General features: G+C 60.8%; 14 protein-coding genes. 2 read left to right on the top strand and 12 right to left on the bottom strand.

Annotated features, from left to right (window positions below):
• The 8 genes from NUW23_05780 to NUW23_05745 form a co-directional block, all read right to left on the bottom strand.
• A partial coding sequence (locus NUW23_05780) for a G5 domain-containing protein (protein MCR4425686.1) occupies window positions 1-626 on the bottom strand: 626 nt, incomplete at its 3' end.
• A 246-nt stretch (window positions 627-872) separates the two neighbouring features.
• The gene (locus NUW23_05775; protein ID MCR4425685.1) at window positions 873-1439 is read right to left on the bottom strand and encodes a hypothetical protein; all 567 of its coding nucleotides are present in this window, start codon (window positions 1437-1439) and stop codon (window positions 873-875) included.
• Window positions 1440-1516: 77 nt separating this feature from the next.
• Window positions 1517-2653, bottom strand: coding sequence for an ABC transporter permease (locus NUW23_05770; protein MCR4425684.1), 1137 nt, complete (start codon window positions 2651-2653; stop codon window positions 1517-1519).
• 4 nt (window positions 2654-2657) lie between these two features.
• Window positions 2658-3719 (bottom strand): ABC transporter permease, encoded by a 1062-nt coding sequence (locus tag NUW23_05765; protein ID MCR4425683.1) that lies wholly within the window; start codon window positions 3717-3719, stop codon window positions 2658-2660.
• A gap of 2 nt (window positions 3720-3721) precedes the next feature.
• Window positions 3722-5326: a sugar ABC transporter ATP-binding protein gene (locus NUW23_05760; protein ID MCR4425682.1), complete on the bottom strand. Its 1605-nt coding sequence runs from the start codon at window positions 5324-5326 to the stop codon at window positions 3722-3724.
• A gap of 118 nt (window positions 5327-5444) precedes the next feature.
• On the bottom strand, window positions 5445-6560 hold the full coding sequence (locus NUW23_05755; protein MCR4425681.1) for a DUF3798 domain-containing protein: 1116 nt from the start codon (window positions 6558-6560) through the stop codon (window positions 5445-5447).
• Window positions 6561-6683: 123 nt separating this feature from the next.
• The gene (locus tag NUW23_05750; GenBank protein ID MCR4425680.1) at window positions 6684-7859 is read right to left on the bottom strand and encodes a DUF3798 domain-containing protein; all 1176 of its coding nucleotides are present in this window, start codon (window positions 7857-7859) and stop codon (window positions 6684-6686) included.
• 22 nt (window positions 7860-7881) lie between these two features.
• Window positions 7882-8466: a TatD family nuclease-associated radical SAM protein gene (locus NUW23_05745; protein MCR4425679.1), complete on the bottom strand. Its 585-nt coding sequence runs from the start codon at window positions 8464-8466 to the stop codon at window positions 7882-7884.
• Window positions 8467-8659: 193 nt separating this feature from the next.
• On the opposite strand from NUW23_05745, the gene glpX reads away from it, so the two are divergent.
• Window positions 8660-9667 carry a class II fructose-bisphosphatase gene (gene glpX / locus NUW23_05740; GenBank protein MCR4425678.1) on the top strand — a complete coding sequence of 336 codons (1008 nt, stop codon included), beginning with the start codon at window positions 8660-8662 and terminating at the stop codon, window positions 9665-9667.
• On the opposite strand, the gene NUW23_05735 is transcribed toward glpX, so the two are convergent.
• The 4 genes from NUW23_05735 to metG all read right to left on the bottom strand — a co-directional run bounded on the left by NUW23_05735 (window position 9657) and on the right by metG (window position 14135).
• A complete protein-coding gene (locus NUW23_05735) occupies window positions 9657-10565 on the bottom strand; it encodes a hypothetical protein (protein ID MCR4425677.1) in 909 nt (302 codons plus the stop codon). The genes glpX and NUW23_05735 overlap by 11 nt on opposite strands.
• Window positions 10566-10632: 67 nt before the next feature.
• Window positions 10633-11163, bottom strand: a complete 531-nt coding sequence (locus tag NUW23_05730) for a hypothetical protein (GenBank protein MCR4425676.1) — start codon at window positions 11161-11163, stop codon at window positions 10633-10635.
• A gap of 137 nt (window positions 11164-11300) precedes the next feature.
• On the bottom strand, window positions 11301-12074 hold the full coding sequence (locus tag NUW23_05725; GenBank protein MCR4425675.1) for a TatD family hydrolase: 774 nt from the start codon (window positions 12072-12074) through the stop codon (window positions 11301-11303).
• 3 nt (window positions 12075-12077) lie between these two features.
• Window positions 12078-14135, bottom strand: coding sequence for a methionine--tRNA ligase (gene metG, locus NUW23_05720; protein MCR4425674.1), 2058 nt, complete (start codon window positions 14133-14135; stop codon window positions 12078-12080).
• A 436-nt stretch (window positions 14136-14571) separates the two neighbouring features.
• On the opposite strand from metG, the gene NUW23_05715 reads away from it, so the two are divergent.
• Window positions 14572-14834, top strand: a 263-nt coding sequence (locus tag NUW23_05715) for a hypothetical protein (protein ID MCR4425673.1), incomplete at its 3' end; no start/stop codon positions are given.

The following is a 14834-nucleotide window of genomic DNA, read 5'->3' as shown; positions in this document are numbered from 1 at the left end:
TCCACCGCGACCACTCCCGGGACTGCTTTCATGCCTATTGCCGTGTAGCCGTCGGCGTATTTCCCGCAGGATCTCTCGGACGGCTCGTAAGCCGTCGCTATCATGGTGAGAGCTCTGCGGTAGGTGTATGTACCGCGCGACGTCAAGAGAACGCGCAAAGGTTCCCTGGTGCCGACCGCAATCACCTGGGGTTGCGCCTTCGTCATGACCCGCTGGCTTATGAGGGTCTGACTCGCGTCACCCGCGGCGTCCCTCATGACGAGGTACACCCGCTCGATACGACCATCCCTTCCTGCCTGGACAAGACGAGTCATGCCCTTGTCCATCCCGGGGTCCGGGACTCTCTCCGTGTGCCTGGGAACCACCACCATCTGCTTCACCACCCGTGCGGTGGCCCAGTTCATGACGGCCCCCATCTCCGCCCCTGTTGCCGTAGGCGGGTTTATTCCCGAGGCCTGAAGCACCATCGCGGCCCACAAGGGCCTGGGGCCGAATACGACTGACCTTGCAGGGGGTAAGCCTACTGCTTCGCTTCGGTCGCTCGCAAGACCTGATGCCAGCCCAGTAAGGATCAGGGTCAGGACGAGCGCAACGCGCCGTCGGCTGATCGTCCTTGCCGGTAGCACTCTCAGTCCTCCTGTCCGTGCCTGCATGATAACCCCGTCGCCCATCCAGCGGGAGGATAAGGCGCAGTTTCAAGTTGATTACATCGTACACGCCGCCCCGCGCGTTGTCAAACATCCCCTGGCACGGTAGGTTGATCACAGGCCAAGTCTTCCCTCCAATCTCAGTTATCGTCCGGATCCCGTGGGTTATTCAGGCTCAAAGGGAAAAGAAGAAGGGGCGGAAGATATCCGCCCCTCTCCTCCGCGTCAGAAACGCGGTTTGGGAAAAGCCTTCCAGACGATCACCTTGGACTTGGCCGGCTCCTGCGAGCCCGGCTCGGGTGCAGGTTCTCCGCTACGGTCCTCTACCGGTTCAGGCCTTTGCTCGGGCTCTTGCAGTGTCTCCGGCCCTCTCAGTTCCGACCGCTCCGGTTCCACCTTCACTTGGGGTTCGGGTTCGCGCTCGGGCTCTGGCTCGAGTTCCCGCTCGGGCGCAGTTCCAGCCGGGGACTGGGACTCCCACTCCGGCCTGGGTGCCTCCGCCGGTTCCGCCTCCACCCCCGCCTCGAGTTCGTCGGGGCCCCACGGCGGCTCGGGTTCGGGTTCCGGCTCTTCCGGAGGCTCCGGTCCAGGCTGCCACCCCGGGTCCCAGATGTCGGAGTAGGTTTCCGTCTGCTCCTGCTCGAGCCGGCGCGGTTCACGACTCGGGCCCGGGGTAGGAGCGGCGCCAGCTGTCCGCGCTTCCCTCATAAGGTGCGCCCGGGCGTCCATCTCCTGTGGTCTCGTAGGTACGCCCGGAGGGCCCTCGTCGTCGGGAAACATCACCTGCCGCATCACCCCCCTTGCCCTTTCGGGACCCTGGAGGGTCCGCTCAACACATATCTATTCGCGGCAGGTTTGTCTCTTGACTACTACTTTTTCGACCGGCTCTCCCATGCGTGCAGCGCCAGGGCCACGGCGATGACACCGTACGCGAGGAAGCTGCGGAAATACTCTCCCACCTGCGGGATTCCGAGGATTCGCTGTCCCGCCAGGGGCGAGACTACGAACAACGTGTGGAAGAGCAGCACTCCCACGATGGCATTCCATATCGTGGCACGGCGGGTCGTCGCGCCACCGACGAGAAGAGCCGCGATGGAGAACATCCCGACTTGCTCATGGCTGTTGTAGGTGTTCAACGTCCCTATGTTCTGCAAGAAGATCAGCTGCCCCCACGCCGCGAGAACCGTTGAGATGATGATGGCGATGATCCTCGTGCGGTTGACGTTGATCCCGGCAACCTCCGCTATGTGCATGTCCTGGCCGATGGCGCGCATCTGCTGGCCGAGTTTCGTTCTGAGCAGGAAAGACAGCACCACACAGATGAGCGCAATGACCAGGAAGGTGGCCACAGGCACTCTCCACGGCCCTATTGGGATGCCGCGGATCTCCGTCATGACCAGCCCGTTCCAAAGGCCGTCCAAGGCCCGATCGAGAGAACCGCCAACTTCGATCAGGTCTATGGAGTTCCGGAGCCCGATGCCTGACGACAGCATCAGCGTCGGGTTCTTCATGGGAATGACCGTTCCGACCAGCACCAAGAAGACGAGTTGGTACAGGCCATTGGCGAAAAACCCCATGATCATGCTGGTTACCATCTCTCGGCCTTTTGCCCGGTTCAACACCATGCCGGTGAGCCAACCGAATACCACCGCGAACGGGACCGATATGACGGCGGCCAACAGGAACCCGGGCAACCCACCTACCTCGTAGTGGGTGACTGTGACGAGTGCGATCTGCCCAGCCATGGCCCCGATAACGATCCCAAAGTTCAAACCCAGACCCGCCATGACCGGAATCAAGAGAGACAGCACGAGGAACGAGTTGCGCCCCAGCCTGGATATGATCTCCTTGATGAGGAAATTGATATCGAGCCGGGCAGCGATGATCCCAGCGAGGCACAGCACCGTGAAGAAGATTGGCACAGAGCCACTCCTGAGCACCCTGGCAATAGGCCTGTCCGCGCGGGAAGGCTGAGTCTGAGTTGCTGCAACTGATTTGTTAGTCATTAGCTCACCTCCTCACGGACCGGGTCAGGGCATAGAGGATCATGCCGTTGCTTATGATTATCCTCGCGATTTCACTGATGTCCGCGCCCTGCAGGACTGTCTGGGTCACAGGGAGGGCGATAGTGAGCAGTGTGTGGAAGAGCACCGCCCCGATCACCACATGCCCTATAGTTGCCTTCTGAAGTGTGGCTCCTCCGATGAGGATGGATGCCACCGCGGGGAAGGCAGCGTAGAGCGGAGCCTGGTAGAGCTGAAGGAACCCGTAGCTCTGCGCGTACACGAGTATTCCTATTGCGGCCAGAACTGTCGAGATCACCACGCCGCCCGTGCGCATAGCGCGCACGTTGATCCCAGACGATGTTGCGTAGAGTGGGTTCGACCCCGCCGCAAGCATTGCCAAGCCTATCCTGGACCTGAAGAACAGGTAGGCCAGAACGCAGAAGAATGCGAAGAACAAGAGAAGACCTGTAGGTATCGTCACACCCAGGATCTTGAAGGCTGCGAAGTTGTTCAGAAGCTTCCCGAAACTTCGATCCAGAGTGAGTGTGTACCTGAGACCCTGTCCCCCGATGGCGAATATCATCGCAGGATTTCGGAACGGTGCCATCAGCCAAAACACGCACATGCCCGCGACCACCGAAAAGCCCACGTAGGTGCCTACCATCATCTCCTGCCCCCGGACTTTGTCCAAGAGCATGGCATAAAGATAGCCTGCACCTATCGCCAAGGGGATGGCGATCAGGATCGCGACCAGGAAACCGGTGAACCCGGTCAGGTCCATGTTCAGGCTGGCCACTCCGCCGACGAGCCCGCATATTATCCCCACCGGGAGGCCGAAGTTGAGGCCCACACCGCAGGCGAGCGTCGGGAGCATCGCCAGCACCAGTAGACCATTCATCCCGATCCTGACCAGCGAGTCTGAGATCAGGATCCTCAGATCCATCTTCATAATGAACGCAACGACGAAAAGGCCAAGCACAAAGGCTGATATGATCAGGCGAGGCAAACCCAGGCCTTCGTACAGGCCGCTGAAGGTCCGTGCCACAGGGAGCGGCTGTCTGTCCATGATCAGCTGGCCTCCTTCCGTGCAGAGGTCTTCCCCGCCATCATAAGCCCGAAGTCGACGTCCGACGCATCCGGCGGCAGAATCCCCGCGACCTTGCCACGGTAGACGATGACAATCCGGTCACAGATCTTCCGCAACTCGGCGAGCTCACTCGAGGTCATGATGATGGTCATCCCGTGCTCACGGTTGAACTTGACGAGCAAGTCGAGGACCAATTGCTTCGCCCCAACGTCTATGCCGCGGGTTGGTTCCGACACCCACAAGACCTCGGGCTGGAGCGTAAAAGCTCGCCCCAGGCAGACCTTTTGCTGGTTTCCGCCTGAGAGCCTTCGCACAGGCTGGGTGGGGCCAGTGCACCGAATATCCAGCTCGCGGATGGCCTCCACGGCGTGCTCCCGCACAGCCTGTTTGTCTTCTAGACGGAGAGACGGGAACAACCCGGGACGAAGGAATTTCCCCTGCACCTGCATGCTGGTGAGGGTGATGTTTCTCTCTATTGACTCGTCCAGGAGCAGGCCCACACCGCGCCGGTCCTCAGACACAAATGCCATGCCTGATGCGAGCGCGCGCCTGGGATCGTTCAGAGGAACACTGGCGCCTCCTTTGAACACTCTGCCGGTGGCCGGGTAAAGCCCCATTATTGCGTTGGCGACCCCTATCTTGCCATGGCCCGCAAGACCGCCGATCCCGAGAATCTCCCCGCGCCTGACCTCCAGGTTCAGACCGCGCACACGTTCGCCCGGCATATCGACCACGAGATCCTCCACTCGCACGATGATGTCGTCCTCACGCGGTTCCGCCTCCCTGGGAGGCAGGTTGCCCCGCTCGACCTTTCGCCCCACCATCAGCTCCGCGATTCGCTCCACGCGTGCCTCGGCGACGCCAAGTCTCGCGACTACCTCCCCATCGCGAAGGATGGTGATATTGTCGGATACCGCCATGACCTCATCCAGCCGGTGAGTGATGAACAAGATCGCGATACCTTTGGCCGCCAGGCTCCTCATCGCCTCCAGCAGGTTCTCGGCCTCGCTCTCTGTGAGTACCGCCGTGGGCTCATCAAAAACCAGAAGGTGGACATTCTTCTTATCGATCTCCCGTGCGATCTCCACGAACTGCATGTATCCGACGGGGAGGCCCCAGACAGGCGCAGTCTCATCCACGGACAGACTCAGCTTCTCCAAAGCAGCGCGTGCGTCCCGCCGCATGGCCGGCTCGTCCAGGGTCTCGAGGCCGGGGCCGAACAGGCGGCTCACCAGATTGGACCGGGTGATTTCTCGGTTCAACTTGATGTTCTCGGTGATAGTGAACCCCGGAAGCAGCATGAACTCCTGGTGGACCATTCCGATCCCGAGTTCCATGGCCCGGCGGGGCGAATCAATGGTTACCTTCTCCCCGCCCAGCACGATCTCACCCTCAAAACCGCCGGTCTCCGCTATGACCTGCATCCCGAAGAGGATATTCATGAGGGTGGTCTTGCCGGCTCCATTCTCCCCCACGAGGGAGTGTATCTCGCCAGGCTTCACGGAGAGGCTGACGCCTTTTAGGACGGTGGTCCCGAAGAAGCTCTTCGTGATGTCCTTCAGCTCGAGGACATTCGTGTCAGACATCGTCCAACTCCTCTCGGCATAATCCAGACTCACATAAACATGCGAGACAGATACACACGCGAGGAGCCGGGCTTCGCCCGGCGCCTCGCGAAACAGGATAGCCAGGATCGGCCGTGCGCTACTTGACGGTCACGCCGAAGATCACGGAATCGGCAAGATACCGGTAGAACTGGCCCTTGTCGCTGAGCCTGTTGAACTGCATCGAGTAACCGGCCTCCTGCTCGACAACCTTCTGGACCGCCGCCATGTCGCGGATGTTGAGCTTCTTCTCCACCGCGAGTTTGGCGATCTCAATAGCAGCGGTGGTGTTCAGGAACCCGGTGGCCACCGGCCAGGTGGCGAAGCGGCCGGCCAATCCCCTGGAGACAATCTCCGCATTGATCGCCTTGAGGATCGCGGGGAAATTGCCCTTCATGTCGTCAGTGATCTTGAGGCCCAAAGCGCCTGGGTAGCCATGGGTCGGGCTCGGGCAGCACTGCTCGGGGAAGATGGCCCCGGTCATGAGCACGGACTTGATGAGAGGCTCCTGCATCCCGCAGTTGGTGGAGAACAGTGCGATGTCCTTGCCGTGCTTGGCGACCTGTCTCGGTACATCCTCGAGGATGAACTGCTGCGCTGCAGGGAGGCCGCCTTCACCCATCGGGTCTGGAGCGGTAACGAAGATGAACTCGATCCCCAGTCTCTCGCACTCTTTCTTCATGATGTCGCGGCGCTCTGCCAGCTCAGGATATGACATATGCCTCGGGAACGAGTAGTGCAGGAACTTCTTGGCGCCCATCTTGTGAGCCAGTGCGATGATGGAGTAACCACGCGCTGGGTTGTTGGGGATGAGGGACACATCGGCGTACCTCTCGACCATCGGCGGATCCTCGTGCGGCTCGCCCAGGACGAAAATAATGTCGGGCCTGGTCTCTTTAACCTTGCGGATTGCAGCTATGGTCCCGGGAATTGCCTGGTTGATGACTATCGCCTTGATGTCGCGGTTTGCCGCAAGCCCGGTGATCTGTGCAATAGTGGTCTCCTGCTCCTGCATGAAGTTGTCGGGATATGTCCGATGCTCGATCAATCCGGGGTACTTCCTGATTGCGGCCTCGGCACCGCGGTACTCGTCTTCGTTCTGGGAGACGGTACCAGTGACCACGCCAATCTTGAAGCTGGGGCTTGCTACCGAGAGCCCCGAGAGGGCGACGACAAAGGTGAGTGCCAGGGCTAGCAGGGCATACCTTCTCGCCATTTACCTACTCCTCCTCAACATGAGATTCCAGACGCCAGGAAGCGTCCAACGTATTGGCGTCCACCATATTCTACTCGGAACCAACATTTCCTGCTCTGGAGACCACTCTCCATTTCCCTCCACTCAGAGGTCCCGGCGCCTCGCCACAATGCCTTCGATTGTCAGATGATAGGTATTCGGCCGGTCAGCATGGCTCGTAACAGTGGCGGAATCGCTCCAATGGGAGTTCATGCCCAGAAGCCGCGCCTGGAGAACCCCGGGGTCCCGCAGATCAGCCAAGGCTACCTGGTCCCTTGCGAGAGCCACCGCCAGATCGGCCAGGGCTTCCACGATGAGCGCTCCGGGAGGCCCGGGCCAAATGGCGAACCGCTCGCCCGCCCCACGCTCCTCGAGCGCGGCGAGCACTGCCTCAAGCGTGAGGGCTGGGTCCCGCAGGGTCTCGAAAGGCAGGTCAATGCCGAGCGCCCCCGGTAGACCTTGGGCCGGACCTGGGCAACACTGCCCGGCCAGGATGCCTCCTGCCGAGACCAGTGTCGACACAAGTGACTCCTCCAGAATGCAGCTGGTGGTGTAGAAAGCAGTGTCACTCCCCCGTCCCTCGAGTTGCCTGAGGACGTCAGCCTCCAAGAAAACCTGGGCTGCAACAACGCCGTCCAGCCCCATGGGGTCCACGGCTATCACGGGCACGAAGGCAATCCCTCTTGCCGAACACTCCTCTTCCATGGCCCGGCGCCGTTCGGAATAGACGGGAAGATCATCGTGCCTCGAAAGCGAGTAGTAGACAAGCGAAGAGGCGCCCATCCTCGACGCTGCACGGACGATCGCGCGGCCGTAACCAGGGCCATCGAAGTCAAGGGCCAAGTCCGCGGCGTCCGAGACCACATCCTGAGCCTCCTCCGGCAAGCCGGTGAGGAAGACCACATCCGGCCTGCGTACCTTGACCCTGCGGATGGCGGCGACTGAACCTGCGATCGCAGGGGCCAGGACTACAACGCGCACCCGCGAATCCTCGGCGGCCTGCATCACGGCCTCGATCGCCGCCTCCTGGTTCACCGCGAAATCTGCGGGGTAGGTGATGTGTCGGATAGTCCCCGACCCGTACTTGGCAGCCGCCCTCTCCGCGGCCGGGTACTCGCCCTCCGCCGCATCCAGAGGAGGCGTGGCTATGACTACGACCCCGGACCCGTTCCCTGGCGAGAAGACGCCTTTCTCGTGCAATTTGAAGAGGTTGTACCCGATGGCACCCACGCAGGCGACGACCAGGACGATGAGAATCGACAGTATGTGGCCCTTCCTCAACCGGGTCGTGCCCCCTTTCGACCTAGATCTCTTCCCTCACCCTGAATTCCACTGCCAGGTCCTGTGCTATTCTCCGGCACGCCTCGATGTCCACCCCCGGCCTCGCGACGACTGACAGGACCACCTTCGGTATGTACTTCTTGCTCTCCCTGGCGAAATCCAGCATGGCCTGGTAGGCAGCCTTACCGTGCTTGGGCCTGCAGAGCTCCACGTACTTGTCAGCGGTCTCTGCGTTGAGGCTGATCGACACCACGTCGATGAGCCATGCAAGCTCTGGAAGAACGTTTCGTCCGTGGATTAGATTCGCCTGACCGTTGGTGTTGATGCGAAGGGGCACCCCAGGAAACCTCTTCTTGAGGTCCCGAGCCACCTCCACCACCGTGTCCACAGCACACAGAGGTTCGCCGAACCCGCAGAAGACCACCTCGCGGTAGCGTGAAGCATCCGGAATGGACGCGATGATGTCCTGGGCAGATGGCTCCCGATCCAGCCAGAGCTCGTAGCTGTCCATGGATCCCTTCCTGCGGACACAGAACACACAGTTGTTCGGGCACCTGTTAGTCACGTTGATATAGAGGGATTGCCCGATTACGTAGGTGAGATTCAAGTGTATCACTCCTTACTCCCGCTGGGACTTTTCCTCTTCAATGTCACTTATCCTGCCGGGTGATATAATCTAGTTTGGGTGCTTTCTTACTTTGGCGACGGATTGTGGGAATGCGGGGTGGCGTCCGTGAATATACCGTCAGTGGTAGTCCCACTTGGCAAGTGTACTGATCTGTGAAAGGAATGATACCGCAATGAGCACGGTCCAGGACCGCGAGCGCGAGATGATGCTCGACCTCGTGCGCGTGACCGAAACCGCCGCCCTGCGCGCTGGCAGGTGCATGGGTATGGGGGATAAGAATCTCGTGGACGAGGCGGCAGTCGACGGCATGCGGGGCATGCTCTCTCTGGTCAACATCAAAGGAACCATAGTAATCGGCGAGGGAGAGAAGGATCACGCCCCGATGCTCTACAACGGGGAGCAGGTGGGGACAGGCGAGGATACTCAGGAAGTAGACATCGCGGTCGACCCAGTGGAGGGGACCAGCCTGGTGGCCAACGGCCTTCCGAACGCAATCTCCGTGATAGTCGTGGCCCAGAAGGGGTCCTTGGTACCAGTCCCCACCTTCTACATGCAGAAGATAGCTGTGGGTCCGGAGGCAAGAGACTACATAGATATCGACGCCCCCGTGAGGGAGAACCTCCGGGTAGTGGCGGCAGCCTTGGGGCGCAAGGTCCGGGACCTCACAGTGGTCATTCTGAACCGGCCGCGCCACGAGGAGCTGATCCGGGAGGTCAGAGAGACCGGTGCCCGGATCAAGCTCATTTCCGATGGTGATGTTGCTGGTGCCATTTCAACCGCGCTACCCGACACCGGGGTCGACATGGTCATGGGTATCGGCGGAGCTCCAGAAGCCGTCATCACCGCGGCCGCCATGAAGTGCCTTGGTGGAGAGATCCAGACCAAACTGTGGATCAAGGACGAGCAGGATGCCGCCCGGGCGCGCGAGCACGGTTTCGAGGACCTGAGCCGTGTGTACGCCTCGGATGACCTCGCCCAGGGAACCAGCCTCATCTTCGCGGCGACAGGCATCACCGATGGTGACATGCTCAAAGGCGTGCGATTCTACGGAAGCAAGGCGACGACTGACTCGATAGTCATGCGAATGCGAACCGGAACCGTGCGCAAGATCCATACCATCCATGACCTGTCCAGGAAGACCCTCCGGTCCAGTAAGGCCAATATGGAGATTAGAGTCTAGTCCGGGATCCGCCCGCCGCTGCCTCTGCTTCGTCAATGGCAACTCTGGCTGAGGCTGAGGGTCCAGCCCCCGGCACTGTCACCCCGTCGGCGGACAACCGAGCCGAGACATGGTAGGTGCCAGGAGATGTCAAACCTTCGGGCCACGGCCCTTCGAGTACTCGTTCGCATCCCGGCAGCACGAGAGCGACGGGGAGAACAACTCCCCCTGCGTGCTGCCGGGCTTCTTCCTTGCCTATCGCTACGCTGCCCGACGCTCTGACATGAGTTCGTCCATCATTGCGCACTCTCACCTGGACCACACGCGTCCGTCCTTCGTGGCGATCCGTCTCAACTACTTGGATATCAGTGATAATCAGTTTCGCGTCGGGCTTGCCACCGAACCTCACCAGGAGCGGGATCCCCACCGCCCCCACCGGTCGGACACCCATGGCGGGCCTGGTCGTCGCAGGCCGACTCGTGACCATGATTGAGGCATAGATCCCTTTCTCGCCGCTCTTGGTCAAATAGGCCGGATCGACACTTGCGCGGACCGTGGCCCGTCCTCCCGGAGGCAGCGTGAACGTACGCGGTTTCAGACGCACGGCATCAGATCCCCGGGCCGGCTCGTCCTGCGTCTCCAAGACGCCCAGGGCGTCGTGGGAGAGCCTGCACAGGTCCAGCTTGACCCACATGGGCTCGTAGGACGGATTGGACACAGTGATGGCTCCGAGGTCAGTCTCGACGAACCAGAGGAACCGTCCGAGATCCTTCTCGATGGTGGCCGGGGAGACCACAAGTCCGGTCAGGCCCCTGCTGACGTTGGAGAGCCCGGGCACGCCCTCGGCCGTTTCCGAAAGCGCGAGTGCAATCAGTATGGTGATCACCACCGCAAGCATGGGCGGTCTCAGAGTTCTCACTTCTGCCGCACCTCCAAGTCGATGCGGGGCGGCCGAAGCCATCGCCCGGCCGCCCCGGGGACTATGATCATACCGTGGGCATAGCTGCATATCTGATCATCGCCGAGTACCTGTGCGCGGGATCTGACAGAGGCGTGTCCTCGTACACCATGATCTGCCTGAACCTGACCAACGTGGAATCCCCCGCGCTGGTCGTGGCGAGTCCGGTCCGTATAAGAACTGGAGTTGCAGTTATGGGAGTGTAACCCGAGGCGCCCGCGGGCTGCCACTCCAACACGTTGGTGAGAGTCTTCCCACCGGAGACGTAGGTGAGGGTGGAAGTATCGAACTCGGTGAGGTGGACTTTGTCAGCCAGGATGGTGAGGGAATAGGGAACGTTGCTCCTGACCCGGATCTCAACCTCGTCGGACTCGTTCTCCCCGACGTCGAAGTTGCCCCACGAGTATGCCTGTGCAACTTCTACACCCACGGAGGACTGTATATCGACGAGGATCCGCATGTGTGCGGTGGCGGCGTGGGCAACTCCCGCCCATGCTAGAAACACGATGGCAAGTGCAGCGGCCAGGAGTCGGCCGAGCAATACCCGGCAAGAAGGCATGAACAAACCCCTCCCTATGTAGTCTGGGACTCCTGCCACCCACGGTGCCCGGGTCACCGGTGGACGGCTTTGTCTCAGGAGGGGTATTCCGCGTTCTCCATATTTTTCCTTTCACCCTGCCAGGCGATATTCGGGCCTCACCATGATGAAAGCCCAAAGACTGCGTCGGCGTTCGCGCTGGTCTGGCGTGCCACGTCCTCGGGCAGTACCTCCTTGAGCTGCGATATCTTCTGCACCACTAGACTCACGTAAGCAGGTTCGTTCGGGCGGCCTCGGTGTGGCACGGGCGCCATATAGGGGGAGTCTGTCTCCACGAGCATTCTGGTGAGAGGGACATGCCTCACAACCTCAGCAAGCTTCGGGGCCTTTGGGTAGGTGACCGGACCTGCGATGGAGATATAGCAACCGAGCCTCATGAACTCCCTGGCCATCTCCGCGCTTGCCGAGAAACAGTGCATGACGATCTTGGGTATTCCCGTGGCAAATTCACGTAGGATCTTGAGTGTATCATGGTGAGCGTCGCGGTTGTGCACTACTACCGGCACACCTCGTTCACGCGCCAGTGCGAGTTGGTCGCGAAAGACCGCCACCTGCCGGTCCCTAGGTGATAGGTCCCGATAGTAGTCGAGCCCTATCTCTCCTATGGCAACTACCTTCGGCTCGTCGAGAAGCTCGGAGAGCGTCTCGATGTCCCCGGCGGCCATAGACGATGCATCGTGCGGGTGGATCCCGACCGTCGCGAAGACTCCAGCGTGAGTGGCTGCGTTCCAGACGGCTGCCTGGGAGGACTCGATGTTGTAGCCCGGGTTGATCACCATCCCCACACCGGCCGCCCGCGCCCGCTCAAGGACCTCATCGAGCTTGCCCGCAAACACCTCATCGTCGAGATGGGCGTGGGTGTCGACTATCAAGACCTACTTCACCTTGCTTCCAGGGGCAATGGGGGCGTCCGGCGTGAGCAGAGCCAACACCCTGGGTTCGCCATTGGTGGACGCGGCAAGGAGCATGCCCTGGGACACTTCACCGCGGAGCTTGGCCGGTTCCAGATTGGCGACGACAACAATCTGTCGGCCCACTAGCGCATCAGGTTCATAGTGCTTGGCTATTCCGGCAACAATCTGCCTGGTATGATCACCTAGATCAACCCGGAGCTTCAGGAGCTTATCCGCCCCAGCTACGCGCTCCGCCCCGACCACGGTGGCTATGCGCAGGTCCACCCGGGCGAACTCATCGATGGAGATAAGCCCGTCCCGATCCCCAGTGGACTCCCCCTCACCGCCTTGCGCTGGGGTAGCAGAAGCCACCCCGGACTTTTCCTGACTATCCGACTTCCTTGGCTTCTCCGGCCTCGCGTGCTTCACTGCGGAAGCCTGGGCGGTGGGCTCGCCTGGTGTCCCCGCCGTCGCCCGCCCGGCCGTGCCGGCTCCAGTCAACAGGGCCTGAGTGTCTAGCCTGGGGAAGACGGGGTCCCCACGCCGAACCTCGGTGCCGGGCACGAAGCCTCCCCACTTCACGCCTTCCCAGCCCGCGTCCTCGGGACGGCCCGACAGCCCAAGCTGCCGCCAGATTTCCCCCGACGCCCGGGTAAGCACGGGGCATAGCGCTATCGTGGCGATTCTGAGGCTCTCCGCCAGGTTGTAGAGGACCGTTCCCAGTCTACGCCTCCCCTCGTCCGTCTTGGCAAGGTTCCACGGCGCGACATCGTCAATGTACTTGTTGGCCGCGTCCACTAGCCGGAAGATCTCGGCCAGGGCGTCCTGGAATGCAAGGGAATCCATGGCTCTCTCGTACTTCAGGGTAACCTCGCGGGCAAGTTCGGGAATCCGCCGGTCGATCTCCTCGGACTCCCCGGGGGCAGGGACGCGGCCGTCTGCAAACTTGTTGATCATCGCGGTCGTCCTGCTCAGCAGGTTGCCCAGGTCGTTCGCGAGGTCCGCGTTGGTGCGGTGTATGAAGGACGTCCGGGAGAAATCCCCATCCTGCCCAAACGGGACCTCACGCAGGACGAAGTAACGGACGGCGTCCACTCCGAACTCCGAGGCATATTCCGCCGGCTTGATCACATTCCCCTTGGATTTGGACATCTTCTCGCCTTCGACCGTCCACCACCCGTGCCCGAAGACCTTCTTTGGGACAGGGAGGCCCATGGACATGAGCATCGCAGGCCAGATTATCGAATGGAACCTGACTATCTCCTTGCCCATGACATGCACATCCGCAGGCCAGTACCTCCTGAACCTCTCGTCATCAGATAGGTACCCCGCAGCTGTTATATAGTTGGTCAAGGCATCGAACCACACGTACACTACGTGCCTCGGATCGAACGGGACCGGGATGCCCCACTCGAAGGTCGTGCGGGAGACACACAAGTCCTCGAGTCCGGCCTTGATGAAGTTGACCATCTCGTTCCGTCTGGCGACAGGCTGGATGAAGTCGGGGTTTGCCTCGATGTGCTCGAGAAGCCGGTCCTGGTACTTGGACAGGCGGAAGAAGTAACTCTCTTCTTTCAGCCATTCCACCGCCCGCCCACAATCTGGGCACTTGCCCATAGAAAGCTGCGATTCGAGGAAGAACGTCTCGCACTGGGTACAGTACCAACCCTCGTACTCTCCCAGATAGATGTCGCCAGAGCCATAGACCTTCTGGAAAATCTGCTGCACTACCCGGATATGCTCTGGATCCGTGGTACGGATGAAGTGGTCGTTCGAGATGTCAAGTTGGCTCCAGAGCGCCCGAAACGCCCCAGCGATGGCATCGACGTACTCCTTCGGTTTCTCGCCACGCGCGAGTGCCATCCGCTCGATCTTCTGGCCATGCTCGTCGGTCCCGGTGAGAAAGAACACATCGTACCCTGCGAGGCGCTTGAACCTCGCAAGGACGTCGCATGCTATGGTGGTGTAGGCATGGCCGATGTGTGGCACGTCGTTCACGTAGTAGATAGGAGTCGTAATGTAGAATGGTTCCTTCCCCATCGAAATCCCTCCAACAGAAGAATCCCCCCGCCCCGATGATAGGATCCCGGGACGAGAGGATTGAATCCTTCGTGGTACCACCCTGGTTCGCGCCCCTCTTGGGAGGAACGCCTCTTGAGGTGCAGTGTGCCCGCCACACCCTAGCGCGGTAACGGGCGCCCCCGTCCTGACTTACTCCCCCCGCCACCGGTCGGGCGCAGGGTTTCGGATGGATGCTCAGGGGCCATGTTCGCCGCTTTCCCGAGGCGCTGGTTTTCAGCCTTGGCCAGCTCTCTTTTTGCCCGTACTCGGCGGTTACTCATCCCCATCATTGCATTATCCCGATATGGGCTGAAGGTTACCTCCAATATAACCCCCGGCACGCACAACTGTCAAGGAATGCCTTGCGGTTGAAAGACGGCAGTGTATGTGGTATTTTGGACAGGAGGTGAGAGGTATGCCAGAAGGTGCGAGGCTTGTAGCAGGGCACCAGACGTGGGCCCGTCACCTGGTGCTGGCCCTGATCCTGGCAATCTGGCTAACCATTGCCCTGGTTCCCCAGCCTGTGACGGGGGCGCAGGGAGACCCTCCTCCATCGCACGCGCATGGGATTCTCACGCTTGCTGATGCACAGGTAACCGGCTCCGCCATCGATGTGACCTACGGTGATAGCTTCTCGTTCAGCGTCCCCTTAGACGCCGGGTACGTGATTTCCGAGCG

The sequence above is a fragment of the Bacillota bacterium genome (genome assembly GCA_024655925.1).
In the GTDB taxonomy this organism is placed as follows: Bacteria; Bacillota; DTU025; order DTU025; family JANLFS01; genus JANLFS01.
This window is presented reverse-complemented; position numbering and strand designations above follow the sequence as displayed.

What these genes read in the sequence shown, in the direction of transcription:
- NUW23_05775 (MCR4425685.1), bottom strand. Translation starts at nt 1,439, where the DNA reads ATGCGGCAGGTGATGTTTCCCGACGACGAGGGCCCTCCGGGCGTACCT.
- NUW23_05770 (MCR4425684.1), bottom strand. Translation starts at nt 2,653, where the DNA reads ATGACTAACAAATCAGTTGCAGCAACTCAGACTCAGCCTTCCCGCGCG.
- NUW23_05765 (MCR4425683.1), bottom strand. Translation starts at nt 3,719, where the DNA reads ATGGACAGACAGCCGCTCCCTGTGGCACGGACCTTCAGCGGCCTGTAC.
- NUW23_05760 (MCR4425682.1), bottom strand. Translation starts at nt 5,326, where the DNA reads ATGTCTGACACGAATGTCCTCGAGCTGAAGGACATCACGAAGAGCTTC.
- NUW23_05755 (MCR4425681.1), bottom strand. Translation starts at nt 6,560, where the DNA reads ATGGCGAGAAGGTATGCCCTGCTAGCCCTGGCACTCACCTTTGTCGTC.
- glpX (MCR4425678.1), top strand. Translation starts at nt 8,660, where the DNA reads ATGAGCACGGTCCAGGACCGCGAGCGCGAGATGATGCTCGACCTCGTG.
- NUW23_05730 (MCR4425676.1), bottom strand. Translation starts at nt 11,163, where the DNA reads ATGCCTTCTTGCCGGGTATTGCTCGGCCGACTCCTGGCCGCTGCACTT.
- metG (MCR4425674.1), bottom strand. Translation starts at nt 14,135, where the DNA reads ATGGGGAAGGAACCATTCTACATTACGACTCCTATCTACTACGTGAAC.